The organism is Alphaproteobacteria bacterium (genome assembly GCA_037146715.1).
In the GTDB taxonomy this organism is placed as follows: Bacteria; Pseudomonadota; Alphaproteobacteria; order UBA7879; family UBA5542; genus JBAWWO01.
On record JBAWWO010000001.1, the window covers coordinates 1 to 25,784 of the forward strand.

General features: G+C 43.3%; 29 protein-coding genes and 1 tRNA gene. 16 read left to right on the forward strand and 14 right to left on the reverse strand.

From position 1 onward, the window contains the following. The first annotated feature begins 175 nt into the window (after positions 1-175). Positions 176-251, forward strand: a tRNA-Glu gene (locus tag WCG05_00005). A gap of 99 nt (positions 252-350) precedes the next feature. Here WCG05_00005 and WCG05_00010 read toward each other — a convergent pair. From WCG05_00010 to WCG05_00035, 6 genes are all read right to left on the reverse strand, one after another. After that, the gene (locus WCG05_00010) at positions 351-2,078 is read right to left on the reverse strand and encodes a hypothetical protein (GenBank protein MEI8320386.1); all 1,728 of its coding nucleotides are present in this window, start codon (positions 2,076-2,078) and stop codon (positions 351-353) included. A gap of 54 nt (positions 2,079-2,132) precedes the next feature. Continuing rightward, entirely contained in the window at positions 2,133-2,345 is a 213-nt protein-coding gene (locus tag WCG05_00015) for a hypothetical protein (protein MEI8320387.1), read from the reverse strand. 72 nt (positions 2,346-2,417) lie between these two features. After that, on the reverse strand, positions 2,418-2,918 hold the full coding sequence (gene pal, locus WCG05_00020; GenBank protein MEI8320388.1) for a peptidoglycan-associated lipoprotein Pal: 501 nt from the start codon (positions 2,916-2,918) through the stop codon (positions 2,418-2,420). A 115-nt stretch (positions 2,919-3,033) separates the two neighbouring features. After that, a complete protein-coding gene (gene der / locus WCG05_00025) occupies positions 3,034-4,383 on the reverse strand; it encodes a ribosome biogenesis GTPase Der (GenBank protein ID MEI8320389.1) in 1,350 nt (449 codons plus the stop codon). Continuing rightward, a complete protein-coding gene (locus WCG05_00030) occupies positions 4,384-5,715 on the reverse strand; it encodes a PQQ-binding-like beta-propeller repeat protein (protein MEI8320390.1) in 1,332 nt (443 codons plus the stop codon). Position 5,716: 1 nt separating this feature from the next. After that, a complete protein-coding gene (locus WCG05_00035) occupies positions 5,717-6,388 on the reverse strand; it encodes a tetratricopeptide repeat protein (protein ID MEI8320391.1) in 672 nt (223 codons plus the stop codon). Positions 6,389-6,531: 143 nt separating this feature from the next. Here WCG05_00035 and WCG05_00040 point away from each other — a divergent pair, with 143 nt between their 5' ends. The 14 genes from WCG05_00040 to WCG05_00105 all read left to right on the forward strand — a co-directional run bounded on the left by WCG05_00040 (position 6,532) and on the right by WCG05_00105 (position 17,528). After that, positions 6,532-7,134: a peroxiredoxin gene (locus WCG05_00040; GenBank protein MEI8320392.1), complete on the forward strand. Its 603-nt coding sequence runs from the start codon at positions 6,532-6,534 to the stop codon at positions 7,132-7,134. Between the two features lie 184 nt (positions 7,135-7,318). Next, complete coding sequence (gene rplU, locus WCG05_00045) at positions 7,319-7,777, forward strand: 50S ribosomal protein L21 (GenBank protein MEI8320393.1); 459 nt, start codon at positions 7,319-7,321, stop codon at positions 7,775-7,777. Between the two features lie 14 nt (positions 7,778-7,791). Beyond that, entirely contained in the window at positions 7,792-8,040 is a 249-nt protein-coding gene (gene rpmA / locus WCG05_00050; GenBank protein ID MEI8320394.1) for a 50S ribosomal protein L27, read from the forward strand. 134 nt (positions 8,041-8,174) lie between these two features. Then, positions 8,175-8,561: a hypothetical protein gene (locus WCG05_00055; protein ID MEI8320395.1), complete on the forward strand. Its 387-nt coding sequence runs from the start codon at positions 8,175-8,177 to the stop codon at positions 8,559-8,561. After that, on the forward strand, positions 8,494-8,925 hold the full coding sequence (locus WCG05_00060; protein ID MEI8320396.1) for a DUF4143 domain-containing protein: 432 nt from the start codon (positions 8,494-8,496) through the stop codon (positions 8,923-8,925). The genes WCG05_00055 and WCG05_00060 overlap by 68 nt, the downstream gene beginning before the upstream one ends. Before the next feature lie 69 nt (positions 8,926-8,994). After that, positions 8,995-9,492: an SMI1/KNR4 family protein gene (locus WCG05_00065; GenBank protein ID MEI8320397.1), complete on the forward strand. Its 498-nt coding sequence runs from the start codon at positions 8,995-8,997 to the stop codon at positions 9,490-9,492. 3 nt (positions 9,493-9,495) lie between these two features. Further along, positions 9,496-9,825, forward strand: coding sequence for a hypothetical protein (locus WCG05_00070; GenBank protein MEI8320398.1), 330 nt, complete (start codon positions 9,496-9,498; stop codon positions 9,823-9,825). A gap of 308 nt (positions 9,826-10,133) precedes the next feature. Beyond that, positions 10,134-11,654 carry an Npt1/Npt2 family nucleotide transporter gene (locus WCG05_00075; protein MEI8320399.1) on the forward strand — a complete coding sequence of 507 codons (1,521 nt, stop codon included), beginning with the start codon at positions 10,134-10,136 and terminating at the stop codon, positions 11,652-11,654. Then, positions 11,651-12,091, forward strand: coding sequence for a ribose 5-phosphate isomerase B (gene rpiB, locus WCG05_00080; protein ID MEI8320400.1), 441 nt, complete (start codon positions 11,651-11,653; stop codon positions 12,089-12,091). The genes WCG05_00075 and rpiB overlap by 4 nt, the downstream gene beginning before the upstream one ends. Before the next feature lie 15 nt (positions 12,092-12,106). Next, positions 12,107-13,369: a serine hydroxymethyltransferase gene (gene glyA / locus WCG05_00085; GenBank protein MEI8320401.1), complete on the forward strand. Its 1,263-nt coding sequence runs from the start codon at positions 12,107-12,109 to the stop codon at positions 13,367-13,369. Between the two features lie 9 nt (positions 13,370-13,378). Continuing rightward, positions 13,379-13,819: a transcriptional regulator NrdR gene (gene nrdR, locus WCG05_00090; GenBank protein MEI8320402.1), complete on the forward strand. Its 441-nt coding sequence runs from the start codon at positions 13,379-13,381 to the stop codon at positions 13,817-13,819. Positions 13,820-13,822: 3 nt separating this feature from the next. After that, positions 13,823-14,281 (forward strand): transcription antitermination factor NusB, encoded by a 459-nt coding sequence (gene nusB / locus WCG05_00095; GenBank protein ID MEI8320403.1) that lies wholly within the window; start codon positions 13,823-13,825, stop codon positions 14,279-14,281. An 18-nt stretch (positions 14,282-14,299) separates the two neighbouring features. Further along, positions 14,300-15,337, forward strand: coding sequence for an aminoglycoside phosphotransferase family protein (locus tag WCG05_00100; protein ID MEI8320404.1), 1,038 nt, complete (start codon positions 14,300-14,302; stop codon positions 15,335-15,337). An 85-nt stretch (positions 15,338-15,422) separates the two neighbouring features. Then, positions 15,423-17,528, forward strand: coding sequence for a sodium-translocating pyrophosphatase (locus WCG05_00105; protein MEI8320405.1), 2,106 nt, complete (start codon positions 15,423-15,425; stop codon positions 17,526-17,528). A gap of 133 nt (positions 17,529-17,661) precedes the next feature. Here the strand turns inward: WCG05_00105 and WCG05_00110 are convergent, their stop codons facing one another. Genes WCG05_00110 through WCG05_00120 form a run of 3 tightly spaced genes read right to left on the reverse strand, consistent with a single transcriptional unit; the run spans position 17,662 to position 19,725 of the window. After that, positions 17,662-18,375 carry a DNA-binding domain-containing protein gene (locus tag WCG05_00110; protein MEI8320406.1) on the reverse strand — a complete coding sequence of 238 codons (714 nt, stop codon included), beginning with the start codon at positions 18,373-18,375 and terminating at the stop codon, positions 17,662-17,664. Next, entirely contained in the window at positions 18,366-19,256 is an 891-nt protein-coding gene (locus tag WCG05_00115; GenBank protein MEI8320407.1) for a DUF692 domain-containing protein, read from the reverse strand. The genes WCG05_00110 and WCG05_00115 overlap by 10 nt, the downstream gene beginning before the upstream one ends. Continuing rightward, the gene (locus tag WCG05_00120) at positions 19,240-19,725 is read right to left on the reverse strand and encodes a DUF2282 domain-containing protein (protein MEI8320408.1); all 486 of its coding nucleotides are present in this window, start codon (positions 19,723-19,725) and stop codon (positions 19,240-19,242) included. Before WCG05_00120 ends, WCG05_00115 begins: the two co-directional genes overlap by 17 nt. Before the next feature lie 135 nt (positions 19,726-19,860). Here WCG05_00120 and WCG05_00125 point away from each other — a divergent pair, with 135 nt between their 5' ends. After that, positions 19,861-20,301, forward strand: coding sequence for a hypothetical protein (locus WCG05_00125; GenBank protein ID MEI8320409.1), 441 nt, complete (start codon positions 19,861-19,863; stop codon positions 20,299-20,301). A gap of 10 nt (positions 20,302-20,311) precedes the next feature. Here the strand turns inward: WCG05_00125 and WCG05_00130 are convergent, their stop codons facing one another. The 5 genes from WCG05_00130 to WCG05_00150 all read right to left on the reverse strand — a co-directional run bounded on the left by WCG05_00130 (position 20,312) and on the right by WCG05_00150 (position 25,567). Further along, positions 20,312-22,468 (reverse strand): UvrD-helicase domain-containing protein, encoded by a 2,157-nt coding sequence (locus WCG05_00130; GenBank protein MEI8320410.1) that lies wholly within the window; start codon positions 22,466-22,468, stop codon positions 20,312-20,314. Positions 22,469-22,532: 64 nt separating this feature from the next. Next, on the reverse strand, positions 22,533-23,762 hold the full coding sequence (locus WCG05_00135) for a hypothetical protein (protein MEI8320411.1): 1,230 nt from the start codon (positions 23,760-23,762) through the stop codon (positions 22,533-22,535). Between the two features lie 158 nt (positions 23,763-23,920). Beyond that, entirely contained in the window at positions 23,921-24,133 is a 213-nt protein-coding gene (locus WCG05_00140) for a hypothetical protein (GenBank protein MEI8320412.1), read from the reverse strand. Further along, the gene (locus WCG05_00145; protein MEI8320413.1) at positions 24,130-24,690 is read right to left on the reverse strand and encodes an HAD-IIIA family hydrolase; all 561 of its coding nucleotides are present in this window, start codon (positions 24,688-24,690) and stop codon (positions 24,130-24,132) included. The genes WCG05_00140 and WCG05_00145 overlap by 4 nt, the downstream gene beginning before the upstream one ends. Before the next feature lie 10 nt (positions 24,691-24,700). Continuing rightward, complete coding sequence (locus WCG05_00150) at positions 24,701-25,567, reverse strand: zeta toxin family protein (protein MEI8320414.1); 867 nt, start codon at positions 25,565-25,567, stop codon at positions 24,701-24,703. Positions 25,568-25,784 lie beyond the last annotated feature (217 nt).

The window sequence follows — 25,784 nt, forward strand, 5'->3', positions numbered from 1 at the left end:
TTTTCACTTTTTTATAACTTGCTCACTGCGTACAGTTTTGAGATTTGTATGCAAAAAAATTAAGATAATCGTAATTTTAGGAAACCGCTGAGAAGCTTATTTTTTTATTTTTCGCACTAAACACTTGATTTTCTGGAAAACAATCATTACACAAGTAGTACGTGCCTGATGTTGGGTCCCCATCGTCTAGAGGCCTAGGACACCGCCCTTTCAAGGCAGCAACACGGGTTCGAATCCCGTTGGGGACGCCATTTTATAATTTTTTCCCCTTTTAAATTTCATCATTTTCCACGCCTTTGCCAGAAGGACGTAGTCCGCGAAGAAATCCAGCTTGTAAGATAGCTTCTTCCTCAGTCTGCACTCTCTTCGGGCATGATGGGGCTGCAAATAAATAATCTGCCTTCATCTGATTCCGAGTCGCTCTCAGAATCCTCCGCGGGGTCTTGTTGTCGAGCTTTTCTCTTTTCAGGGAGAGGGGCAGAAGGTTGCTCAACTGCTGGAGCTTCTTGTGGTTTTTCTGCTCTAACTTCCCTCAAGAAAGGAAGGGGGGCTAGATTTGCTTGTAGCGCAAAAGATCCCGCTTTTTTGCGCGCCATGTTTTCAAGAGTTTGAGTCTGCTCTTCTATTTTCTTTGCTCGATCAGATTGGCGTTTTTGTGCTTTTTCTAGACTGGACTCCAATTGTTCGCGATCCAAATCCGTCAAGAAGGGGTTTTGAAGTTTATCTCTAATGTTCTCAATTTCCTTAGTTTCTTTTTTCTGCTGAGAGTTGTTTTGGGTTAGGGCACGTTTAAGACGATAGCCTTTCGGATCTTCAGCGAGCTGTCTTGAACGATACTTCATAAAAGAGGCTTTGCCTATTGTGCGTTTCTTTTCTTTGCGGACTTGATCTAAAGATGCTTGTAGTTTTTGACTTTCAAGATCTGGCTTAAGATCTTCTGTTTTCTTTTTTATTTGCTCTTCTTCTGCCCCCTGAACGGAAGAATCATCTGTCAGACTTTGTGGAGCAGGTAGTGATGGCTTAAGTTCCTCATCTGATTCTGAGTCGCTCTCAGAATCCTCCGCGGGGTCTTGTTGTCGAGCTTTTCTCTTTTCAGGGAGAGGGGCAGAAGGTTGCTCAACTGCTGGAGCTTCTTGTGGTTTTTCTGCTCTAACTTCCCTCAAGAAAGGAAGGGGGGCTAGATTTGCTTGTAGCGCAAAAGATCCCGCTTTTTTGCGCGCCATGTTTTCAAGAGTTTGAGTCTGCTCTTCTATTTTCTTTGCTCGATCAGATTGGCGTTTTTGTGCTTTTTCTAGACTGGACTCCAATTGTTCGCGATCCAAATCCGTCAAGAAGGGGTTTTGAAGTTTATCTCTAATGTTCTCAATTTCTTTCGCTTCTTTTTTCTGCTGAGACTTGCTTTGGTTTAGGGCACTTTTAAGGCGGGTGCCTTCCGGATCTTCAGCGAGCTGTCTTGAGCGATACCTCACAGAAGCTTCTCTGTTTAATTCCCGTTTCCTTTCTTTGAGGTCCTGATCTGAAGACGCTTGTGCTTGTGGGCGATCCAAATGCATTTCTTGAAGTTTTTTATGTTCTTGTATGCGTTTCGCCTGGGCGGTATTCACTTTTATCCAATTCTCTTCCTTGGCTATAAGGGTTTTTAAGTCTATTATTTCCTTTGTCGAAAATAGTTGCCTTGTTTCATTTTGATACGCTTCAAGCTCCTCTCTAAAGAGGGAGATATTTGAAAGAGTGTCTCTATACCTCTCCATAAATTCATCCTCACATGGCCTCTGAGTTAATTCTTCCGCTATCTCACGCGGCCTCTGGGTTTTCAGAGATATCAAATTCTTGAATTGGAGTAGTGATCTTTCCTGATCTAAAGCAGATTGCGCCGTTTGAGGATTTTTCTTTTTCGATCTTGATGGTTGTTCTTTCAAGGATGCTTGTTGGGCCTGAGATGAAGAAACTGCATGGGGTGATGATGGCTCAGAAGAACTCAGCTCTTCTGAGCTGTAACTAGCTCCCATGGCTTGAAAAGATGCGCCTAAAATTCCCAGAAACACAATAAAACTATATGCGTTTAAAAAATTCTTCATTCAAATTCTCCTAATATAAAACATAATGCTTATATAGGATTAAATAATAGGATTTCAAGGAATTTTTGTTTTTATGAGGAGGTGCGTCACAGAGAATTGTTCAAGACTAGGGAACATATGCGGAAAATCACTGATATTCCCTGCTTTCCCTTCATCTGTATCACGACGCCCCTGAAAGGCTCTCGATGCGGGAGTGATAAGCTTTAGCCATTTTAGGGCTTTTCTTAAGGTTCGTACATTAGAGGACTTAGCCTTGAGGGGCATCATGGGCGGCCTCTTTTGCCCACAAAAAAAAGGCCCCGGTAAAGGGGCCTTTTCTAACTTAAAATCAAAAATGTCTTAATTTTTTGAGGTAATCGCAACACGGTTTTGAGCCCAAGCTTCTTCTGTTGAGCCAGTTACGATAGGTTCATCTTTTCCTTTGCTGACAACAGAAATTCTGGAAGAATCTACGCCACTCATCACCAAGTATTCTTTCGCAGCATTCGCGCGACGTTCACCTAGTCCGATGTTGTATTCTCTTGTTCCGCGTTCATCACAATGTCCTGCAATAGTGGTTGAAAAATCTGGATTGTTAGACATCCAATCTTTTTGATCCTTCAAAGTTGCTTTTGATTCATCTGTAAGATCACTTGAGTCGAAAGCATAAAATTCACGGTCTAACACGAGATGATTGCCATCTTTGTCGACTAAGTACCCTGCTTTTGACATGCGTCCCTTGCAGGCTTCATAGTTTGGTCCATGAGAATGATGCATTGCATCTTTTTTCTTGCAACATGTGCAAGCGCCTAATAACAAGCTTAGTGCGGCAATGCTTAAAGCTTTTAAATAAAAATTCATTTTATATTCCCCCTTAAATTAAGTACATTTGACCCAATAATAGCGAACTGCAAAGCTGGTGTAAAGGATTTCCTTGTTAAAAACAATTTTTTTATATCTTTTTTAGAAACGGTATTTAAGGCTGAAAAGGATTCTCTTTTTTGCGCATCACCAGCCGCAGGGGAATTTTTTCTAAGCCAAAGGCTTGAGCCAGGTTGTTTTTTAGATAGCGCAAGTAACTTTCCGGCAAATCTGTTGGTTTGTTGATAAACAAAGCAAAGGTCGGGGGTCGTCTTTTTATTTGCGTGATGTATTTTATTTTGACCCGAATATTCTTAACAATCGGTGGGGGATGATGGGCCACCACTTTTTCTAACCATTCGTTCAAAGGGGCCGTTGAGATACGGCAATTCCATTGTTTATAGACTTCTTGCACAGCCAGGAAGATTTTTGAAAGATTCTTTTTTTCCTTTGCTGACACGAAAATAATGGGCATTTTTTTGATTTGAGGAAACATTTCTTGAGCGTCTTTAATAAATTCGCTGGAAAATTTTTGAAAGTCCGTAATTTGATCAATTTTATTGACGACGAAAATAAGACAGCGACCTTCTTCAACCACATGGTGGGCAATGGTGAGGTCTTGTCGGTCCAGGGTTTGGGTGCCGTCTAAAACCAGCAAAACCACCTCAGCATACTGAATGGCTCGTTTTGTCTCTACCGTTGATAAATATTCAACCTTATTTGCAATCCGCGCCTTTTTACGTAGACCTGCCGTGTCGATGAATTTATAGGGTTTATTATCCCAGGTGAACAGTACAGAAAGGGCGTCCCGCGTCACCCCTGCTTCAGGGCCTGTGGTAAATCTTTCTTGCCCAATAATTTGATTGATCAAGGTTGATTTCCCCACATTTGGGCGGCCAACAATTGCCACTGAAATGGTTGGATTTTCTGGGTCTTCCTCTTGTTCTTCCACTTCTGGTTTTTTCTCACAAAGGGGAGCAAAGGCTTCATATAAATATCCAAGTCCCTCACCATGTTCTGCTGAAAAGGGTAGGGTTTCTTTGAATCCAAACTTTAGGGCCTCAAACAGAGAGTTTCTAGTCTCTTTGCCCTCAGATTTATTAACGATCACTATGCAAGGTTTGTTAGATTTATGAATCAACTGAGCCGTGTATTCATCAGCGGGTGTAACGCCTACTTGACCATCAAGCACAAAGAAAATGACATTGGCTTCTTGGATAGCCTCATTGGTTTGACGCCAAAGGCTATAGTCTAAGCTGTCTTTTTGGGTCGGCGGATAAGTTGTTTCTAAGCCGGGCGTATCGATCAGGTCAAAAGAAAGATCAGAAAGAGAGGCGTCTCCATAACGGCGATCTCGCGTAAGGCCAGGGGTGTCATGCACGATGGCTAATTTTTTTCCAACCAATCGATTGAACAAGGTCGATTTTCCCACATTGGGGCGTCCAACTAAGGCCACAAGGGTCATTTAATTTACCGCGATAAGTCTTCCCTGGTCCGCCAGGAAATACATGATTTTGTTGACAAGAATAGGGGCCACATAAATGGTGCCAGGCACAGAAAATTCATGAAGTTTATCTCCATTGCCGGGGGCCAACGCAAAGACGCGGCCAGCGGAATTCGTTACATACAAACTGCTACCAGCCAACAAAGGCCCCACCCAATGGGTTTGGGCTGCGTCCTCGGCCGGGATGTATTGGGACAAAGATTTTTGCCAAACAACTTCACCCGTTCTTTTGGTTAAGCAAAGCACGTCGCCCGTTGCAGTGACAACGAACAGGAAGCTGCTAGAGATGACAGGTGTGGATAGGCAGGCAATATCTTTTTCCCAAATTCTGGCACCCGTTTTGAAGTCAATAGCTGCCATACGACCACTTTGAGAAGATACAATCACCAGATTTTTATCTAGAATGGGGTCCGTCTTGATTTGGGCGAGCATGGATGTTGAGCTCATGCTATGAGAGGCGTTCAGAGACTCACCCCACAAGGGCAACCCATTTTCAGCCTTTAAAGCAAACAGCTCTCCCGTTGCATAGGGGACAATAACCACATGGCGATCAACGGCAACGGTTCCGCCCCCCAACATGCTACACATTTCGGCAGCACCCTCATGATTCCATAATCTTTCTCCTGTTAATGCATTTAAGGCAATGACGGAATTTTGTTTTGTGATGACGTAGACCCTATTGTTTTTGATCGTGGGAGCTGATCTGATGGGATGAACTACAGGGGTATGCCATATAAGAACGCCATTAAGAGCATCTAAACAAAAGACATCAGCAGAGGAAAAACTAGCATAAAGTTTACCTTGATGAACGGCTAAACCCCCTCCTAAACAGTTGTCAGTGTCGCCCTTAAGAGGCAACTGGAAAGACCACATTTTCTTGCCAGACAGGGTGTTACGTGCCCTGACTAAGCCTTCGGAATCCATGGTGAATATAAGGTCGTCCTCAACAACTGGTTGAGCAATCAAATAGCGATCTTTTGCGCTGCCAGATCCAACAGATTCTTTCCACAAAATCTCATGGTGGTGGTCAAATTCTCCATGAGGAATCAGATGAGAGGCATTGTTAGAGGGATGAGTCCAAGAAGTATTGGTGACGGGGCTGTCTAACTCAACATTAATGTTTTCAGCATTGGCATCAAGTTCCAGGGGGCGAGCTTCCGTTAAAAGCTTATGGCGCTCACCTTTTAAAGGGTCTTTATCTGAAGAACAGCCGGAAAAAACTAAAGCAAAGGCCAGGGCAAAAATTCCGAAAAAGCCTTGAAAACACGTCTCTTTTAGGCCTTTATGGGGCATCTTAGGCCTGCTTTCCAACCGTTGCTAACAAAGCTTCTGCCCGTTGTTTTGTTGCGGGATGAACATCTTTATCGTTAACAATTTTTCCTAGGTAAGTCGCAGCCTCTTGAGGATTGCCTTCTTTGATTTTTAGCAAACCCAATATTTCATAGGCTGAAAAGCGCCAAGGATTGCCATCTTGAGCATAAGATTCCATGGTAGAAGCAAGTTCTTTGGGATCTGCCTGGTCAATGGTCGCATAGGCCTTTTTGAAAATGGTCAAGTCTTTCATCAGAGATTCAACTTTGCGCCCGTAATTCAGAACGCCCCCATTATCAGAAATGGCAGCGTCATAGACAGCTGCGGCTTGCTCGCCTTCGCCCCGTTGAATAAGCAAAGCGCCCGCCCATAAACGAGACAACGTTCCATAAATATTGCTGCTATCTGCGGCAATGCCCTCTAAAACTGGCAAGCTTTTATCAGACTTGCTTTGAATAAAGCTCATCGCCATAAAATATCTTTCAGCCATTTGAGAAAGGGAAGATTTTTTGTAATTTCCATAGGCTACATAGCCAGCAGTTGCTAGCAAAATAGCGCTAACAGCCCCATAAACATGCTTGTGGTACTTCTTCCATAGAAGCTCCCAACGCTCATTTGCTAAGTCTTCTTGTAATTCGTCAAAAATGTCGGCCATAATGTGCTCCAAAATAATCTTACTCTTCTTAATACCTTTGTTGTGAGGAAAGTGCAATATTTACCGAATCTTTTTTCGCAGGGTCTGGATTTTTTGAAAAAATTGTGGCACTTTGAGATCCGTTCATAAGAAAAGGAGAAATCATGAGTGTACTTGTTGGGAAGAAAGCCCCAAATTTCACGGCCTCTGCCGTTATGCCAAATAATTCAATTAACGAAAACTTTAACCTGGAAGCTCATTTAAAGGGAAAAACAGGATTATTGTTTTTTTACCCTCTAGATTTTACTTTTGTTTGTCCTTCTGAAATTATTGCCTTTGACCACAGAGTGAAGGCGTTTAAAGAAAAAAACGTTGAAGTTATTGCGGTAAGTGTGGATTCCCACTTTACCCATCTAGCGTGGAAGAACACATCTATTAACGATGGAGGCATTGGACCTGTTCAGTTCCCTATGGTGGCCGACCTTACAAAAAGCATCGCTCGCGACTATGATGTGTTGATTAACGAGGCCATTGCTTTGCGGGGCACATTCTTGATTGACAAAAATTTCATGGTTCGTCACCAAGTTGTGAATGATCTGCCTCTGGGGCGCAACATAGACGAGGCTTTGCGCATGGTAGACGCTTTACACTATTTTGAAGAACACGGAGAAGTTTGCCCTGCCGGTTGGAATAAGGGTGCCAAAGGAATGAAACCAAGCACTGAAGGTGTGGCAGAGTATTTGTCTAAATTCTCTGACAGCCTGTAGTCTTATGCCATGGCCCCTCGGGCCGAGCCCGAGGGATTCATTGGGAGGGAGCGTCCCTCTTTTATTGCCGTCCTCGGGCTTGACCCGAGGATCTATTCAGGAAGTCAAAAAAAAATTTCATTTTCTCTTGACTTTTCCTGATGGGATTATCATAAAAGGTCATTAGTTATTAGTTAGGAATATTATGTTTGCAATTATTAGAACCGGTGGAAAACAATATAAGGTCAAAAGTGGTGACCTGGTTTTCGTTGAAAAATTAGAGCACGCAACGGGCGATCACGTTGTGTTTGAAGACATCTTGATGATTGGAGATGAGACTAAAACAACAGTTGGTTCTCCAACTTTGGCTGGCGCGAAGGTGGGTGGCGTTGTTGTCAACCAGGACCGCGCAGATAAAGTTATCATCTTCAAAAAGACTCGCCGTCATACATACAAGCGGAAGAAGGGTCATCGCCAACACAGAACAATCGTTCGTATCATGGAAATTTCTTTGAGCGGCGTGTTGCATGGTGCAAAGCCTGCTGCGAATGAAAAAGTTTCAACAGCTAAGCCTGTGGCTGCAGCTGAACCCAAACAGAAGGCGGCCCCTAAGGCAGCCCCTAAGAAAGCTTCTGCTGCTAAAGCACAGAAGGCTTCTGAGTAGGAAAGAGGTAAGAAATGGCACAGAAAAAAGCAGGTGGTAGTTCCAGGAACGGTCGCGATTCAGCTGGTCGTCGTCTTGGTGTAAAAAAATTCGGTGGACAATCTGTTATTCCCGGTAACATTTTGGTTCGTCAACGGGGAACAAAAGTATTCCCTGGTCCAAACGTAGGCATAGGCAAAGACCATACTTTGTTTGCCCTAACTGAAGGACAAGTGCGCTTTTCCAAAAAAGGTGAAGGCAGAATGTTTGTAACCGTTATTTAGTTTCCCGGAGGAGAGGGAGCCCCCCTCTCTCCAATCATCCCGAGGGGCCGTAAGGCCGACGTGGGGGGCCAGCTTTCTTTTCTCTATATTGTCACAAAACATAACTATTCCATATCTGACTGCAGAATAGTTTTATGAAGCGTGCGCAGAAAAATATAATTTTAAAAGACCTGGAAAAGAAAATTATTCTTTTGGTGGGCCCCAGACAAGCAGGAAAAACTTGGCTTGCCAAAGATGAGGTGGAAGCCAGCCGGTGGCGGTTGCAGTACATCAACAGTCTGCTCAGTACAGATATTTTCGAAATTGATACCATTCATAATCTAAAAGGAATGAGACTTGTTTTTGATTTGCTGAGAGAGCGTGTTGGATCCCCCGTTTCCTATCAATCCTTGGCAGAAGATGTCTCTGTCTCCCCCCACCACTATCAAGCGATACCTGCAGATTCTGGAAGCCTTGTTTGTTATTTTTATCGTTCCTCCTTATTCGAAAAATATTGCCAGGGGGATACAGAAATCTCCTAAGATCTATTTTTTTGATACGGCCTTGGTGTCAGGGGAAGGGGTTCGCTTTGAGAATTTGGTAGCCATCAGCTTGCTTAAACATATTTACGGTTGCGTTGATGTAAAAGCTGAAGAATACACATTGAATTACCTGCGCACAAAAGAAGGCGCTGAAGTCGATTTCGCATTAGTCAAAAAAGATCAGGTTGAACAGATTATTGAAGCCAAAGTATCAGATGATACGGTTAGTAAATCTTTACGATATTTTCATGAAAAATATGAATATCCTGCTGTTCAGCTTGTTCAGTCTTTAAGACACGAACGGCAAGAACAGGGCATTGAAATTCTAAAAGCAGAAAAATTTCTGTCCCAGTTGTTTTTGTAGGGGGACTATTCTTTTTATAAGGGATTGGCTATAGTAATTCTCTAACCAAGCAGGAGCAAACTAAACAACATGAGCATGTCTGACCTAAAAGAAGCCTTTGAATTAATCGCAAAAAATTTTCCAGAAGAAGAAACAGGATTTCTGGGACCGAAGCCTGATACTTTTATAGATGCGGCCGAAGAGCTGTTGGAGCTGAAATTTCCCAAAACCTACCGGGAATTCATGAAAACCGTGGGGCATGGCGGGCCAGGGGATGCCTTCATTCCCGGCATTCACGCTAAATCTTTGGATCAGTTGGAATTAGGCGGCGTCGTATGGGGCGTTTTGAATGATAGGGATGTTTTTGACTTTCCCGATCACCTGATTAAGGTGTATCACGCGGATGACACAAGCTATTGTCTGGATACTGCTCAAATGGACTCAGAAGAATGCCCCGTAATCCTGTGGCCCGTTGGAGGGTACCACGAAACCCCCGTACTGGAAATTGCAGCCAAAGACTTTGGCGAATTCTTCTTGAAGAAGGTGCGGGAAGAGATTATTAGTTCAGACAAAATGGAAGCAGAGTGAAATATGAAAAGATTAGAAACGTGGAAAGCGAGCATACGGTACTTTTTAATAATTGTTCTTCTTTTTCCTTCAGCTTCTTTTGGAGCACAGGAAGAGTCAACGCAACGATATTATTCTAGATTTTTTGATAATGAGTATCATGATACTACTGCTACAAATGAGCGTCTTCAATGGGAAAAAACTATATGGCAAGAGGCTATGTGGGCAGAAGCTATACCTGAGATTAAATTCATGCCCATTGATACTTCTTTGAGTGTCGCGGATTGGGTTAGTATAGGTGTGCTGGGATTTGTTGCAGCAGCTTTGTTATGCGCCCCCTTGCTTTTAAATTAGCTGTTGGGGCTGCCACTCCCCCCGTGCTTGAAAGCATCTCCAAAGACTTTGGTGAGAAGGCGTGGGAAGAGATTATTCAGCACCCTTGCTCCTCCTCCAGGGGCCAGGTAATCTAGCTATTTCAGCGCATAGTCCTGATAGGGGCCGTTTCGCGTCCCATGGACTTATAGACTCGGGGACGCAATTCACCTTTTCTGGCAAAAATAAATTTCTGCTATCTATTGTTTCTAGAATCTCTTCATGTTAGTAATCAATTATGTTGCGTGCGAGAGGTTTTCTGACAATGCTATCTAAAGTAAAGGTTCTAAATGCCTGCCCATCAGAATAGAGAAGATTTTTCTAAAATTCGCTCTTGGATGTTTCCAATATATAGCCATGAATTGATAAAACTGATCCCTATGGGTCTTTTGATGATTTTGATCAGTTTCAACTTCTGGATTCTACACATTTCAAAAGATACGCTTGTTATTACGGCTAAGCATTCGGGGGCTGAGGTTATTAGCTTCTTGAAGTTGCCTGTTTTCTTGTTCTCTATTCTGTTTATTATGGGTTTTACTTGGGCGTCAAATCTCTTTAAACAGCGCGCTATTTTTTACGGCATTATTACTTTCTTTATTGTTTTTTTCTTGGTCTTCAAATTCGTTCTTTACCCTTATCAGGATAGTTTGAATATGTTCACGTCGGAAGAGCTTTTTTCTTTAAAAGCGCGATACCCCTCTCTTAGGTGGCTGTTCCCTGTTCTGTGTTACTGGGGTTATAGCCTGTTTTATATTATTTCTGAGCTTTGGGGGGCTGTTGTTCTAAGTCTATTATTCTGGCAGTTTTCTAACCAGATCACAACGGTTGAGCAATCTAGGCGCTTTTACATGTTATTTGGTATGTTCAACGGCCTTGGGACGATTCTTTTGGGGGTATTTGTGTATTATTACCAACCCGGTGCGGGGCTTGCGGGCGCCTATGCTATGAAGCTAGATCATCTGATTTTGATTTTTAGTTTTGTTTCCCTGCTGATTATGGGTATTTACTTTTGGGTAAATAAATATGCTGTCAAAGATAAAATGCATTATCACCCAGACAAGGGTACGCCTGACGCGCAGCATGAAATCAAACTCTCTTTCGTTGAAAGCTTTCGCTACATTTTAACGTCAAAATATGTGGGGTATATCGCCATTATTTCAATTGCCTATAATATTTCCATTAACTTTGTTGAAGTCACTTGGAAAAGTCAGATTGAAAAAATGTATCCAGATCCTTCCCAGATGGAATCATATTTTTCTTTGATCACCATTTATATCGGTATTTTGACCTGTGCCATTGGCTTTTTTGGGGCTGGATTTATTCGTCGATTTAGTTGGAAGACAAGCGCTTTGGTGACGCCTGTTGCTATGCTTGTGGCGGGCAGTTTGTTTTACTGGGTTACCTTAAAGGGTGAAAGTCTTTACTGGCTGACTCAGCTGATATGTATGTCTCCTGTGGCGTTTTCCGTATGGATTGGGCAGATTCATAACCTGACTAGCCGAAGCTGTAAGTATAGCTTTTTTGCGGCAACCCGAGAAATGGCTTTCATCCCCTTAGATGCGGAATTAAAGGTTAAAGGTAAAGCAGCGGTTGATGTGTTAAGTGGCCGTGTGGGTAAATTTGGGGCGTCCCTGATTCAATCTGTTCTACTTTCTTTGTCAGCCCTTAGCACTCAAACAACGATTGCCCCTTTTTTGATGGTAGCCTCCCTTTTGGTTATTGTGGTGTGGATGTGGTCTATTAATCGCCTGAACAAAGAATTCTTGAATGTGGCCTATGGCAGCACGACGGCAGAGCAATTAAAAAAATGATAAAAAAAATAGTTGTAGGGACTGATCATGCAGGCTTTCTTCTAAAGCAGCAGCTTGTCCAATGGCTGCATCAGCATGACGTAGAAGTGATTGATGTGGGTACGTGTTCTGAAGATTCCGTTGATTATCCCGAGTATACCAAAAAAGTTGTGGAAGCTATGCGCAAAGGCGCTGTTGGTACGGGGCTTTTGATTTGTGGATCTGGTATTGGGATGAGTATTGGGGCCAATAGATTTAAAGGCATACGGGCAGCCCTATGTTGGAACAAAAAATCCGCCTATTGTGCGCGCCGCCATAATGATGCCAATATTCTTGTCTTGGGGGCACGCTTGCTAAGCTTTTCCAAGGCGTTGACTTGCTTAAGCACGTTCATCACGACCTCTTTTCAAGGTGAAGAGCGACATCTTCGCCGTATTAAGGAACTTGATAATCTATAAAACTAAGGTGGAATCATGAAAGATTTTTTTTGTGCTGGCTTAGAAGCGCAGGACCAGGAAATTTTTAAAGCAATTGAAGCCGAGCGCCATCGCCAGCAGGTACATGTAGAGCTGATTGCATCAGAAAACATTGTGTCCAAAGCTGTGCTGGAAGCCCAAGGTTCAATTTTAACTAACAAGTATGCAGAAGGGTATCCGGGTCGGCGTTATTACGGAGGATGTCAGTTTGTGGATGTAGCAGAAAATCTGGCGATTGAGCGGGCTAAAAAGTTATTTCACTGTGAATTTGCTAATGTGCAGCCCCATTCAGGGGCCCAAGCGAATTTGGCGGCGTTTCTGGCCCTTCTAACACCAGGTGACACTTTTCTGGGGATGTCTTTGAATGCAGGGGGGCACTTGACTCATGGGTCGCCCGTCACTATTTCAGGAAAATGGTTTAATCCCGTTTCTTATGGAGTAACAGCTGAGGGGTGGATTGACTATGATGAGGTTGAGCGCGTTGCCCTTGAACATAAGCCAAAGCTTATTTTGGCGGGGGGGTCAGCTTACTCCCGTATTATAGATTTCAAGAAATTCAGAGAAATTGCCGATAGAGTCGGGGCCTATTTGATGGTTGACATGGCCCACTATTCAGGACTTATAGCAGGCGGCGTGTACCCAAGTCCTTTGCCGCACGCTCATGTGGTGACCAGCACAACCCATAAAACTCTTCGGGGGCCGCGGGGTGGATTGATTCTAAGCAATGATTTAGAGGTTGGAAAAAAAGTTAATTCGGCCGTATTTCCTGGTTCTCAAGGGGGGCCCTTAATGCATGTGATTGCGGCGAAGGCTGTAGCTTTTGGAGAAGCTTTGCGTCCTGAATTTAAACACTATGCTCACCAGGTTGTGAAGAACACACAAGTGTTGGCGGAAACCTTGAAAAACCGTGGATTTGGTTTGGTTTCTGGCGGAACGGACTGTCACCTTGTTTTGATTGATTTGCGGTCAAAACATATTACGGGTTTTGATGCTGAGGCAACCCTCGACAAGGCAGCGATTACTTGTAACAAAAACGGTATTCCTTTTGACCCACAATCGCCGAAAATTACATCGGGTATTCGGGTGGGGGCGGCAGCGGTCACAACTCGCGGTTTTGGGGAAAAGGATTGTGAACAGGTTGGCCACTGGATTGCTGATGTTGTGGAAAGCTTTGTGCAGACTAAGGGGGCCAATGAAGCCATGGAAAAACAGGTGGCTGAAAAGGTCAAAAACCTGTGCGCTAAACATCCTATTTATTAAGGGTTTGTCATGAAGTGTCCTTTTTGCGATTGTATGGAAACTCAAGTCAAGGACTCCCGCCATTCGGATGATAATTTAACCATTCGCCGGCGGCGCTTTTGCCCCGAATGTACATCTCGCTTTACAACTTATGAACGATTACAATTGTCTGAAATTATCGTCATTAAGAAAAAAGGAACCCGCATGCCTTTTGACCGGGATAAAATGGCCCGGTCAATTTATACGGCCCTGCGCAAACGACCCTTTGATGCGGAACGGATTGAGAAATTAATCAATGGCATTGTTCGAAGGCTGGAATTATTGGGAGAATCGGAAGTATCTTCCCAAGTAATTGGTGGAATGGTTATTGACTCTTTGAAAGATTTAGATACGGTGGCCTATGTACGTTTTGCATCCGTCTATAAAGATTTTAAGGATGCAGACGATTTTAAAAACTTTTTGAGTGAATAGGTTATGGATAAAAAAAACATCTCGTTAGGGTATAGAAAAAAATCTGCTGCGCGGTTAGCTGCTGTACAGACTTTGTATGATATGGAAATTTCAAAGATTTCTGCCAAAGAAGCCTTACAAAACTGCCAATACTATAAGGGCAAAAATTTGGAAGACGAAGCAGCTGTTGGGTCTGACACTGCGCTGCTGACTAAGCTGGTTGAGGGAGTGACGGACAATCAAGAGATGATCGATACCCTGATTTCATCCTGTTTAACCGCTGACTGGAAAATTGGGCGTTTAGATAAAGTATTGTTAAGTATTTTGCGGGCAGGCATTGGGGAGCTTTATTTGTTTCCCGAAGTTAAACAACAAATTATTCTATCAGAGTATGTTGAGGTCAGCCGTGCTTTTTATGATGAAAAAGAACCGGGTTTGGTGAATGCCATTCTACAAAAGGCAGCGGATCAGCTGCGGCCTTAGAAAAAGGTGTCTGTCGATATGATAGAAAAATTACCTCTTTCAGAACACGCAATCATTGATTGTATTAAGATCAATTATGGGATTGAAGTTGCGATACTTACGCTCCTTCCTTTGGGAGCGGATATGGATGCGCTAGTATATAAAGCACAAACTCATCACCAGTCCTCTTATTTCATAAAGTTAAAGCGTGGAAATCACCATGATAATAGGGCGCTGATAGGCGAGTTGTTGCGTAATGTGGGCATTCAACAAATCATTCCCATCGTTCAAACAATCCGGGGTGAAACAACTCAGCTCATTGACGGGTTTTCTCTGACTATATCTCCGTTTATTGAGGGACAGGATGGCTTTAGTCGTAATCTAACGGACGATCAATGGGTTACGCTCGGCCAAGTGATGCGTCAAATTCATGCAATTAATGTGCCGGCGGCAATTCAGGCTAAAATTCGGCGAGAATCTTATTTGCCCAAGTGGCGTCAAGCCCTGCGCGCGCTCTGCCCGCTTATGGAATCTGAGCCGCGTGGTGACATAATTGCAGCTGACCTTCTGACATTTATGAAGAAAAATAGGGCCGTTATTCATCGACTGGTTGATCGCGCCGAAGAATTGGCACAGATGGCTCAAAGTCAATCTTCTGAATTCGTGTTGTGTCATTCTGATCTTCATGGGGGTAATATATTAATAGATAAAAATCACAACCTTCATATAGTCGATTGGGATGATCCTATCATGGCCCCTAAAGAGCGGGACTTGATGTTTATTGGGGGAGGCGTTGCTAATATTTGGAATCAACTGCGCGAGAAAGAGTTGTTTTATAAGGGCTATGGAAAAGTTGAAGTTAATAAGGGCTATGGAAAAGTTGAAGTTAATAAGGTGCTTTTGGTCTATTACCGTCATGAACGAATCGTAGAAGATATAGCGATCTACGGTCAGAGGTTGCTTCTAACAACGGAAGGTGGACAGGATCGACGTAACTGGTACAAAGAATTCGTAGCCCAGTTTGATCCGGAAGGTGTGGTAGAAATAGCCTTTAAAACAGATGAAGAACTGACTTAGATACAGGATTCGGTAAAAATCAGTTGTTCATCAAAGCAAAATTAGTTATAGAATAGAGAATTGTATAAAAACGAGGTACTAAAAAATGTTTAATTTTTCAGAATTCTTTACACCAAATGCGATCCTTTGGATCATTTTTAGCTGTGCGAGCATAGCTTTGCTGTATGGGTTAATTGTTTCCCGTATGATTTTGGCCGAAAGCGCAGGCACACAAAAAATGCAAGAAATTGCTGCTGCTATTCAAGAAGGTGCACGAGCCTATTTGAATCGTCAATACCAAACCATTGGGGTTGTGGGCATTGTGATTGCAGCAGCATTGACTTTCCTGATGGGCTTTCACGTAAGTTTTGGATTCGTCTTAGGGGCTGTTTTGTCTGGTGTTGCAGGATATATTGGTATGAATGTGTCTGTTCGGGCAAATGTTAGAACTGCAGAAGCTGCACGCTCTGGCATTCATAAGGCTTTGTCTATTGCCTTTAGATCTGGGGCTGTGACCGGCTTTTTGGTAGTTGGCTTGGGTCTTTTGGGCATTGCGGGGTACTTCATTTATTTGCAGTCAGTTAATTATGAAATGCGTACGATTATCGAAGCCTTGGTTGCTTTAAGTTTTGGGGCGTCCCTTATTTCTATTTTTGCGCGTCTTGGGGGTGGAATCTTTACAAAAGGTGCCGACGTTGGGGCTGATTTAGTTGGTAAAATTGAGGCAGGAATTCCTGAAGATGATCCAAGAAATCCAGCGGTTATTGCTGATAACGTGGGCGATAACGTTGGGGACTGTGCGGGTATGGCGGCGGATTTATTCGAAACTTATGTGGTAACTTTGGTTGCGACTATGCTTTTGGGCGCAATCTTGTTCCCTGTTGAACAACAAAACATGATGATGCTTTACCCCTTGCTAATTGGGGCTGTTTGTATCGTTGGGTCTATTGCAGGCAGCTTTTTCACACGCCTTGGCAAGTCTGGTAATATTATGGGGGCTCTTTATAAGGGATTCATTGCCAGCGCAGTGTTGTCAGGCGGACTTACCCTTTTCATAACGGACGCTTTGTTTGCTGATAAAATAATCCAAGTGGGCGAAACCGTTATAACGGCTCAAAAATTGATGAACTGTTCCTTAATCGGATTGGGTGTTACGGGTCTTCTTGTTTGGATTACTGAATACTATACAGCAACCCAATACAGGCCAGTACGCAGCATTGCGCGCGCTTCTGAAACAGGACATGGCACCAATATTATTCAAGGGTTGGCGGTTTCTATGGAATCAACAGCTATCCCTGTGCTTATTATTTGTGCGGGAATTGTGGGTGCTTACTTAAATGGTGGGTTGTATGGTATTTCAATTGCGGCTACCAGCATGCTATCTTTGGCAGGGATTGTGGTGGCATTAGACGCTTATGGTCCTGTGACTGATAACGCGGGTGGTATTGCTGAAATGTCAGAATTGCCAGAAGGGGTTCGCAAAGTAACAGACGCTTTAGATGCTGTTGGAAATACAACAAAGGCGGTGACTAAGGGCTATGCGATTGGTTCTGCGGCTTTGGCCTCTCTCGTTTTGTTTGCGGCCTATACGGAAGATTTGAAGCACTACTTTCCGGATGTTCCTGTAACCTTTATGCTCCAAGATCCTTATGTTGTCGTTGGGTTGTTCTTGGGTGGTTTGTTGCCTTATTTGTTTGGATCTATGGCCATGATGGCTGTTGGTCGGGCAGGGGCTGCTGTGGTGGTGGAAGTGCGCCGTCAATTCAGCACTATTAAGGGAATCATGCAAGGAAAAGCAAAACCAGAATATGGCGTAGCGGTAGACTTGTTGACTAAGGTTGCTATTAAGGAAATGATTTTGCCTTCTATGCTACCCTTGCTTGCGCCGATTGGCTTGTATGCGGCTGTGAATTATACAGCGGGGCAAGCTCAGGCTTTTTCAGCCTTAGGTGCTATGCTATTGGGAACAATCGTCACAGGTATTTTCGTGGCCCTGTCCATGACCTCTGGTGGGGGTGCTTGGGATAACGCCAAAAAATACATTGAAGATGGTCACCATGGTGGAAAAAATTCAAATGCCCACCATGCGGCGATCACAGGTGATACAGTGGGCGATCCTTACAAGGATACGGCAGGACCAGCGATTAATCCGATGATCAAGATCATCAACATTGTGGCATTATTAATGCTGGCAATTCTCTCTCGTTTCTAGACTTCTAGTGAACCCTCGGGCCAAGCCCGAGGGTTCAAACCATAGTTTATAAAGAAATAGATCCTTGGCTTAAGGTCGAGGAATTTAATAGAAACTCACAAACGGCGCTCAAAGGCGTCACGGAAGTAGAACTCTAAGCACTTGCACCAGATATCACCCCATTCTGCAACAAAAGTTCCAGGGTAGGGTGCAGGTCAAAATCAAGGCCGGATTGGGTTGCGCTTACGTAGGCGTGGCCTAAGGTTCCGCCCTCATAAAGAGTTGTCACAAATACAAATTGGGGCTTTGTCAGTTCAAAGAAGAAAGCCTTTAGATTTTTGGCGCGAATAAGGTAGAACTTTTCTTGTTTCTCTGAGTTCAGGCTTATTTGTTTTAAATCATAATCGCTTTCCAAAAAACGCACACTCTCACAAAAAGAGAATTCCAACTGGGCCATGCTCTGGGCGTCTAAACTTTTCAGATGAGCCAGGGGCTGAATATCAGACGGATAGCTAAGTAAAGAATCATGCAGCGCATATTCTAGCATCATCAGCTGACAAACTGGGGCGGGTATATAAGACTTTGCAAGTGCAGGAAAATCTTCCCCATAAAGGGCCATGTAGGGCATTTTCGGGGGGTGTGCGTGAAGATAACTGGCTGCTATCTCTTTAAACGCATCTTCGCCTATAAGGCAGCGAGTGCGCGGATATCGATCGCTTAGAGTGCTGTATAAGCTGCCCACTAGGCCGTTATAGTACACATAAAATCTTTCTTGAGTGTTCAGCGTACGTTCTGCTACCGGAACGGTTGTTGCAGTGTCTTTTAGCACTTTGTTTTTAAATTGGCTTTGAAAATCTTTCAGGCGCATGAAGTCATCACTTCTATAATGCTTTCCTGGGCCTTGGCCTGTGAATCCATTCTATCCATCACCGCCTGCGCCCGTTGTTGCTCTCCCAGCAATACAGAAAGGACTGGGATTTTCGTATCCCACTCAATAAGGGTGGGTACAGGGCCCACCAATCCAAGAATTTTTTCATATATTGCCCACACCTTTGGGTCGATAAGGGAACTGTGGCCGTCAATCAAAAGGTTTTTTTCATTGGGGAGGGTTAGCTGATCATAGCCTGCCAGATGAATTTCACCGATTAGATCTTTTTGCGCCACATGATTCAGGTAGGTATCTAGGGGCCAATTGTGATTTGTGCAGCTGATGAAAATATTGTTCAGATCCAGTAAAATCTTGCACCCAGTTCGCTCAGCCAGTTCAGTCATGAATTCCCATTCAGTCACGGTAGACCAGGGGAATTCCATATAGGTAGAAGGGTTTTCAATCAATATCTGACACCCCAAAAAATCTTGGGTTTTCTCAATGTTTTGGGCAACTCTGTCAAAGGCTTCATCCGTATAGGGAAGGGGCATTAATCCATTCAAATAAACCCCATCAACTTGAACCCACGAAACATGCTCAGAAACCAGGCCTGGCTCTAACCGGTGAATGAGGGACTTCAAAAACTTCAAATGATTTTGGTCAAGATCTTCGCTTCCCAAAGAGAGGCCTACGCCATGTAAGCTAAGGGGATAGGTTTCCCGAATTTTTTCCAATGCTTTTAGGGCCGATCCCATTTTAAAATTTTCTGGGTGAACCTCAAGCCAAGGGATATTTGGCTTTTGCTCTAAAATTTCATCAAAGTGGGGAAATCGTAAGCCAATGCCTGCATGAGAAGGAATTGCTTTAGAAACCCGTATCATTGGGGTCTAGATTTTGGGGGTCAAAGTGCGTGCATTGGGTTGGAAAACCTCGTTGAGAGGAAGGATACAGAGACCCAGTCAACATCTGACCTTTAGTGTTTGTGCCCACAACAAGCATGGCACACCAACCCTTGGGGACCCAACGCCAAGCGGCGGGGTCGCAGGCCTTTGCTTGGCCAGCTCCGTCCAGGCTAGTGCCATCAAAGGGGGCATAAGCGCAATGATTTTGATTTTCACCCGCAACGCCATAACACTTTTCGAATTGTCCGGGGGGCAATAGGGCTGGTGGAACAGGTGGTGGGGGTGGCGGGCCCGCAATGGGGGATCCCTGTGTATTAAAGGCATCAGGCGCAAGAGTTGGGGCAGGGGCATCTGCCAGGGCAGAACTTGCCGACAAAGCCAGAATTAGGGCCGTTGAAAGGATGGTCATATCCTTGTGACTAATCAGGGGCGTTACGTCTTTTTTCATGATATATCCTAGGGTGTATTTCTGCATAAGTGGGGAGTATTGTCAATCTTTTGGCGCAGTTTTTTGTTTTTTTAGGAGAATATTGACAGAAAATTTAAAAAATGAAACGATAGGTTACAACAGTGGAGAATTAAAATGATTAAACTAAAACTTTTTTTAGGCAGTGTTCTTGTTTTGGGGATGCCTTTCGGAGCAATGCAAAATGCATATGGGGCGGCTAAACAAGAACTTTCACCAGAATCTGTAGAAGCTCTAGCTAAGGTTTTGAAAGATTTTAGCAAAGAGAAAAGAATAGAAATTTTAAGGTATGCAACAGGTTTATGTCCAGATGGACAGGACTTTTTGCCCCTAGTCGAAGAATTCAGCCTTCTTGCTCGAACCGATATGGCGGCTAATGCTAATAAAAAATGGCGTTTGGAAGAGCGGCCTGGTGAAAGTGCTTTCTTAAAAGAAGTTTTTGACGAAGTAAAACGACAAATATTAGATAGATTTCCTGATGCCCCAGCTCTTTCTATTGAAGAACGCATCGCTATGGTGCGAAAGGTGGCAAAACATATCTTATCTCAAAGAGAGTAAAACAACTTTGCTACCCAGACTTCTTCACAAACCCATGTAGCACATTTTTGGGACCAGCGTGTTCAAAGTTAATAACAAGCTGCTCCCCATAAATGGTTTGAATATAACCATAGCCAAATTTTTCATGAAAGACTCGGTTTCCCGGTTTGAAACCATGAGGAGCTGCAGGTTGTTCAATCACCATGGACCCTTTTGGTTTTGCGGGGATGCCATAGGAATGGGCGCTGGGTCTTTGTACAAAGCTGCTTTCTAAGAAACAAATATGTTCAGGGGGTAACTCTTTAATAAAACGAGAGGGCAAATTATTTTGCCATTGTCCATGTAGGCGACGACTGCTGGCAAAGGTAATATAGGCCTGACGTTTCGCGCGGGTTAGTGCCACATACGCCAGCCGTCGTTCTTCCTCTATCCCTTCGCCTTCTTCCAAAGATTTTTGGGATGGAAAAATTCCTTCTTCCCAGCCAGCCAGAAAGACTGTGTCAAATTCTAGTCCTTTTGAAGCATGAATGGTCATCAGCGTCACAGAGTCTTCCAAGGCTGCTGTTGTTGTATTTTCCATGACGAGGCTCACGTGTTCTAAAAAAGTATAAAGATCAGAAAATTGTCCAACAGCACGCACCAATTCCTTCAGGTTATCTAATCTGCCCGTGGCATCAATGGATTTGTCAGACTTCCACATGGCCGTGTAGCCCGATTCATCCAAAACGGTTTTTACTAGATCTTCATGGTTTTGCTGGGGAATCAGTTGCCGCCACCGTTCCAAATTATCTAGGAAAGATTTCAGGGTTAGGCGGGTTTTTCCCTTAATTTCCTGTTCCTCAATCATAATGTGGGCAGCTTCAGTCAGGGGAATTCCCTTAGACCTGCCAACTTCATACATTTTTTGAACAGTAGATTCCCCAATGCCTCGTTTTGGCACATTAATGATGCGTTCAAAGGCCAGGTCATCGTTGGGCTGCACGATCACACGTAAATAGGCCAAAGCATCCCGAATTTCCATGCGTTCGTAAAAGCGCAAGCCTCCAATGATTTTGTAGGGGATAGCGCGGGTTAAGAATACTTCTTCAAACTCCCGGGTTTGGTAGCCTGCGCGCATCAGAATAGCCATGTGAGATAGGGAAATCCCCTTTCGTTGATAGTGCTCAATTTGGTCAGCTACCCACTGGGCTTCTTCTTTCCCATCAAACAAACCCTTTATGTAAACGGGTTCCCCCGCATCTTTTTCTGTCCATAGAGTTTTTCCCAAACGGGATTTATTGTGGGCAATCAGGCCAGAAGCCGCCCCCAAAATAGCGGGGGTAGAGCGATAATTTTGCTCTAAACGAATGGTTTTTGCACCGGGAAAATCTTTTTCAAACTTCAAAATATTTCCAATTTCTGCTCCCCGCCACCCATAAATGGATTGGTCGTCATCTCCCACACAACAGATATTGCCCGTTCCCTGGGCCAATAAGCGCAGAAACAGATACTGGGTGATGTTTGTGTCTTGATATTCATCCACCAAAATATATTTAAAGCGGCCCAGGTATTCTTTTAAAACATCTGGGTGCTTTGAGAAAATAGTCAGGCAGTGCAGCAGCAAATCACCGAAATCGGCTGCATTCACAATTTTCAAACGTTCTTGATACAGCCGGTAAATTTTCAGCGCTTTGCGCGATTGATCCCATCCCAAATATTGTTCTGTTATTTTGTCGGGCGTTAGGGCCTTGTCTTTCCAGCCATTAATAATATGAACAAACAGACGGGCTGTTTGCTTTTTATCATCCATATTTTCCACTTGCAGAAGCTGCTTAACAATCCGCTCCTGATCATCTGGATTAATAATGGTAAAGCCTGATGTAAGGCCCACAAGCTCAGCATGACGCCGTAAAATGCGCACACCAATTGCGTGAAAGGTGCCAATCCACATGCTGGTGATATTTTGGGAAATCAAGCTGGCGATGCGGGTTTTCATTTCCAGCGCTGCTTTATTGGTAAAAGTAACCGCCAGAATTTCAGAGGGCCAAGCCTTTTGCTCATATAGAATTTGGGCTAGACGACTGGTCAGTACCCGGGTTTTTCCCGTGCCCGCACCGGCCAGAACCAAAAGGGGGCCATCCACATTTAAAATAGCTTCCTGCTGGGCAGGATTCAGATTTTCTACAAATGGGGATATTGGCTTCATCATTGCGTTTGCAGTATAGTGAATCCCTTGAGTAAAGGAAATAAAAAATTTGAATTATTGGGAAAGCTTAGTCTGCGTCAGCGCTATCTATTTCAGCTTTTCTTTTCTCAACACGTTCTTTGCGTCGCATCTTATTGTTCCTACAATCTTTAGAACGAATCTGGAACTCACGTTTACATTCTTTTTTAAAGTTTTCCGAAGTTATTTTTCTCTCTTTAATGAGCTTTATCAGAGCATTAGTCGCAAGGTTGCAATAGTGCTCAGTTATAGATCCGTCATGTTCCTGATATTTCTTCTTGAACTCCATCAAGTTTTCTATCAGAGCTGTTTTTTGCTCAGAAAGAGGTTTTTCTTTTTTTTCTGTTTTGTGTTTCTTTTGCGTCTTCTGATAGTACATAGAATACAGATGAAATTCTGATTGACACTTTTTTACAAAACTTTCAAACGGTATCTGGTTTTTATCAATGGAGCGTTCTAGAACATGAATTGCCATCTCGCGAGATGCTTGATCAATGGGGCTGATATAAAGTTTACTGAAATTCTTTACCCATTTTTTCAGAAACTCTTTTGTTTTCGAAACCTCCATATTGTCTTCGAAACTTAAAAACCTCTGAGTATGTTCCTTAAGCGCTGTTTGAAATGACGACTCAAAGTTGTCATAATCCATTTCTTGTTCTTGTTCTTGTTCTTGTTCTTGTTCTAGAACCTTCTGTATTCCTGGTTTTGGATATTCTTCTGAGACAGGGCCAGCTAGCTCAGGATTCTTTTTCGCCATCTTCTTGCAATAATCCGGGTACTTTCCTCGTGGTTTTTCTGAGACAGGGCTAGCTACCTCAGGCTTCTCTTTCAGCATTTTCCAGCAATGCTCTAAGTCCTTTCCTCGCGCTTTCTCACCCTTGGAAGAAGTAAGATGAGAAAAATCTGCAGAGGCTTTCAAAGTATCAAGAAAAGCAGTAAACCCAGAATCTCCTGCTAGTGAAAAATCGGGCGCGCTATCAAACTTATCATCAAAAAAGAAGGGGTTTTGTGAGTTTGAGGAGGCTTGAGCTGCAAATTCACCTGGAAACATATCAAGAAATTTATCAAGGTTTGCATCAAGAAGTTCGGGATTCAAATAAGAATTTCCAGCAAATGTACTGGGCGGCAACTCTAAAAAAGGATAAGGAGGTTTAAAGGATTCTCTATAGGGAGAACTTGGACTTTCATCTGGTTCACGCTCTGCCCCTTTAACAGATTCTGTTGCTATTAATCCTAAAAAACCCAACAAAACAGGGGTAAATAGTGAAAATTTCCTCATTTTTAGTCTCCTATTCACATACAATACGAATCTTATATAGGAACTAAAATTTTTATTTCAAGAGTATAATGAGAAACTTCTACTTTATAGCCAAACTCACTTTAAAATTGAGCCAAGGATCTATAGGACGATTTAGTTTCTTATTCAGATTTCTTTGCCTATTTTTTTCCCCTAAGACTTACAGTGCGCGCAATTTCTTTACTGATTTGCTTAGATAACTTTTCCATTTCTTTTTTAAGATCCTCGGAGGGTTCTTTTGCAGAGTCTATTTGACGATGTTTTCTTGGAGAGACTGTGTTTTCTTCTTGAGGGGAAGCGTAAGAACTAAAACTTATAAGGGCGATCAGGACTGTTCCTAATTTAAATTTCAATTCTGGTTTTCTCCTAAAATAAAAGCAGCAGCAGCTTTTAGATTAGCATGCACAGCAACAGGAGTGTAGTTCTTAAATTCTTCATGAACAGCTGTTTTGGTCCCGTGGCCTGTTAAGACCAGGTGGGCGGCGCATCCTGCGGCGCGGGCGGCTTTTAGATCGCGAATATCATCGCCAATCATCAGGGTTTCTGAGGGAGTGACGTCCAGGTCTGACATGGCCTCAAGCAGCATGCCCGCATTGGGTTTTCGGCGATGGGTCGGAAAATCAGGGTGGTCAGGACACACATATATTTTATGCAGATTAATGTGATGCTGTTTCAAATTTTTTATCAAATGTTGATGAATTTCTTCCAGCTGATCCATCGTAATCAGGTTGCGGCCAATGCACCCCTGGTTTGTGATAATAGCGAGCTTGATCCCCGCGTCCGACAGCTGTTTTATGGCTTGGATGCTGTCAGGGATGAAGTTAAATTCTTCCACAGATTTTACATATCCAGTGCGTTCTTCGTTAATCACGCCATCTCGGTCGAGTAGGATCAGTTTGGGAAGTGTCATCAACAGCTCACTATTTTATGGAGGTCAAGCTGTTGAAGGGAAGAAGTTCTGGCTTAGATGCGCGATATTTTTCGTATCTATCCACAAATTTCTCAAAGGCCTCTTTGTTCATTATATTTAGGCCATCTTTACGATCCCAGTTACCCCATTGTACTGACCCTTTGTTGAAGTCATCAGTCCAAAAGAATTTAATCGTATCCGCGTATTTAAAATATACAGGCATTCTTTCATAAAAAGCCTTTGCTTTTTCCACGGCGTCTTCTGGGGTTGATTGGTAGAATGTTTTTTCCCTATTCGCTATATAGGCAATGCGATTTTCATCTGTAGTATCGCACAATAATAGCTCAATTCTATAGCTCTCAGTCTTAAGTTTCTCGTATAACTTCCCTATATGAGGGGATGTGGATGTTGTGCCATGGGCAATGTTGAGCTTGTGTTCAAAGGCCACATTTAAAATATTATTTGCAATGTAATTTGATCCTCCCCGCCATTTTTCATAAGCAACTTTTAAATATTCGGGGCTTTGGCTTTGGGCATGGGGACCCGTTGCGGGAATATACGTATTGACCATATAGCGAAGACCATAGGCGTCAGGATCTGCGCGCACATAGTTATCATCGGATAGATAATTCTCAAGAATCGTTGATTTCATGGATCCCGGTCCCCCAGCAGTTGCTAGGTAAATAGGTTTGGGAGAGGCCTTTTTTCCCTCTAAGAAAATGCTAGAAATAATATGCTGATCTGCTTGAATCGCAGTCAATTCTTCGGGTGAATATTTAGCAATCCAACCGTCAGTGACCTCACTGGGGATTAGAGTGGCTGCTTGAGCGTTAAAGACACCTATGGATAAAAGAAAAATTTTGAAAAACGATTTCATTTTAAGATTCCTTATAGAAAGTTATGACACAGAATGTACACAACGCTCCTGGATTGTTCAACCGTTTTAAAGTTAGTTTGTGTATTGTGTTGCGTTGTGTATAAAAACGAATACCCCCCTTTTGCCTTCCTCATCCCCCCTTGAATTCCTCGGGCCCCTTTTTTTTTGCTTTCCTCGGGCTTGACCCGAGGACCCACGCCTTACTTCTTTCGACATC

Coding starts and splice junctions, on each gene's coding strand:
- WCG05_00010 (MEI8320386.1), bottom strand. CDS start 2,078: ATGAAGAATTTTTTAAACGCATATAGTTTTATTGTGTTTCTGGGAATT.
- WCG05_00015 (MEI8320387.1), bottom strand. CDS start 2,345: ATGATGCCCCTCAAGGCTAAGTCCTCTAATGTACGAACCTTAAGAAAA.
- pal (MEI8320388.1), bottom strand. CDS start 2,918: ATGAATTTTTATTTAAAAGCTTTAAGCATTGCCGCACTAAGCTTGTTA.
- der (MEI8320389.1), bottom strand. CDS start 4,383: ATGACCCTTGTGGCCTTAGTTGGACGCCCCAATGTGGGAAAATCGACC.
- WCG05_00030 (MEI8320390.1), bottom strand. CDS start 5,715: ATGCCCCATAAAGGCCTAAAAGAGACGTGTTTTCAAGGCTTTTTCGGA.
- WCG05_00035 (MEI8320391.1), bottom strand. CDS start 6,388: ATGGCCGACATTTTTGACGAATTACAAGAAGACTTAGCAAATGAGCGT.
- WCG05_00040 (MEI8320392.1), top strand. CDS start 6,532: ATGAGTGTACTTGTTGGGAAGAAAGCCCCAAATTTCACGGCCTCTGCC.
- rplU (MEI8320393.1), top strand. CDS start 7,319: ATGTTTGCAATTATTAGAACCGGTGGAAAACAATATAAGGTCAAAAGT.
- rpmA (MEI8320394.1), top strand. CDS start 7,792: ATGGCACAGAAAAAAGCAGGTGGTAGTTCCAGGAACGGTCGCGATTCA.
- WCG05_00055 (MEI8320395.1), top strand. CDS start 8,175: ATGAAGCGTGCGCAGAAAAATATAATTTTAAAAGACCTGGAAAAGAAA.
- WCG05_00065 (MEI8320397.1), top strand. CDS start 8,995: ATGAGCATGTCTGACCTAAAAGAAGCCTTTGAATTAATCGCAAAAAAT.
- WCG05_00070 (MEI8320398.1), top strand. CDS start 9,496: ATGAAAAGATTAGAAACGTGGAAAGCGAGCATACGGTACTTTTTAATA.
- WCG05_00075 (MEI8320399.1), top strand. CDS start 10,134: ATGCCTGCCCATCAGAATAGAGAAGATTTTTCTAAAATTCGCTCTTGG.
- rpiB (MEI8320400.1), top strand. CDS start 11,651: ATGATAAAAAAAATAGTTGTAGGGACTGATCATGCAGGCTTTCTTCTA.
- glyA (MEI8320401.1), top strand. CDS start 12,107: ATGAAAGATTTTTTTTGTGCTGGCTTAGAAGCGCAGGACCAGGAAATT.
- nrdR (MEI8320402.1), top strand. CDS start 13,379: ATGAAGTGTCCTTTTTGCGATTGTATGGAAACTCAAGTCAAGGACTCC.
- nusB (MEI8320403.1), top strand. CDS start 13,823: ATGGATAAAAAAAACATCTCGTTAGGGTATAGAAAAAAATCTGCTGCG.
- WCG05_00100 (MEI8320404.1), top strand. CDS start 14,300: ATGATAGAAAAATTACCTCTTTCAGAACACGCAATCATTGATTGTATT.
- WCG05_00105 (MEI8320405.1), top strand. CDS start 15,423: ATGTTTAATTTTTCAGAATTCTTTACACCAAATGCGATCCTTTGGATC.
- WCG05_00110 (MEI8320406.1), bottom strand. CDS start 18,375: ATGCGCCTGAAAGATTTTCAAAGCCAATTTAAAAACAAAGTGCTAAAA.
- WCG05_00115 (MEI8320407.1), bottom strand. CDS start 19,256: ATGATACGGGTTTCTAAAGCAATTCCTTCTCATGCAGGCATTGGCTTA.
- WCG05_00120 (MEI8320408.1), bottom strand. CDS start 19,725: ATGAAAAAAGACGTAACGCCCCTGATTAGTCACAAGGATATGACCATC.
- WCG05_00125 (MEI8320409.1), top strand. CDS start 19,861: ATGATTAAACTAAAACTTTTTTTAGGCAGTGTTCTTGTTTTGGGGATG.
- WCG05_00130 (MEI8320410.1), bottom strand. CDS start 22,468: ATGATGAAGCCAATATCCCCATTTGTAGAAAATCTGAATCCTGCCCAG.
- WCG05_00135 (MEI8320411.1), bottom strand. CDS start 23,762: ATGAGGAAATTTTCACTATTTACCCCTGTTTTGTTGGGTTTTTTAGGA.
- WCG05_00145 (MEI8320413.1), bottom strand. CDS start 24,690: ATGACACTTCCCAAACTGATCCTACTCGACCGAGATGGCGTGATTAAC.
- WCG05_00150 (MEI8320414.1), bottom strand. CDS start 25,567: ATGAAATCGTTTTTCAAAATTTTTCTTTTATCCATAGGTGTCTTTAAC.